This window comes from Desulfovibrio sp. OH1186_COT-070, from assembly GCF_003860215.1.
Classification (GTDB): Bacteria; Desulfobacterota; Desulfovibrionia; order Desulfovibrionales; family Desulfovibrionaceae; genus Desulfovibrio.
This window is the reverse complement of sequence record NZ_RQYH01000164.1, coordinates 1-477: the sequence shown is the minus strand read 5'-3', so window position 1 is coordinate 477 and position 477 is coordinate 1. Positions and strand designations below refer to the sequence as shown.

The 477-nt window shown below is 54.5% G+C and carries 1 pseudogene; it reads left to right on the top strand.

What is annotated here, in order from left to right:
• A pseudogene (locus tag EII23_RS12370) lies at window positions 1–85 on the top strand (IS5/IS1182 family transposase); the annotation flags it as partial.
• Window positions 86–477: the final 392 nt, after the last annotated feature.

Genomic DNA, 477 nt, shown 5'->3' with positions numbered 1-477 from the left:
CGCTACGCGCTACGCAAAACGAAGCCTTTCCTTCCTTGCCGCCGTGCAAATCAGGTGCATCTCATTGTGGGCAAAAATAATTTGACGACACTATCTAGTTCAACTCCTCAAATTTCTGGTGCGAGGGCGGACTCGATAGTTTATAATATCTATCTGAAAGTAAATATGTATTGTGTTTTTTGTTTATAAGTTACCCCCAAAGTTACCCCAAAATATTTCACGGTGCCCACAGGTCGGGGTCACTCTCTTTTTTGCCCGGCAGGGGTGAAAGCTGTCCCGCCTGTCCCGCTTGTCCCGGCAAAAGGAAAGCCCCCGCGCAGGGCAGGGGCTTCGAGGGGGGTGCATCCGTTGCACACCCCCAGGCTTTGTTTGTGGCGGCGGCTACTGCTTGTGGGCCGCTTCCAGAACAGCACCTCCCAGCAGTTGGAGCAGCCGGGCAAGGGCCATCTGCCCATCCCCCGACACCCGCATGTCCGT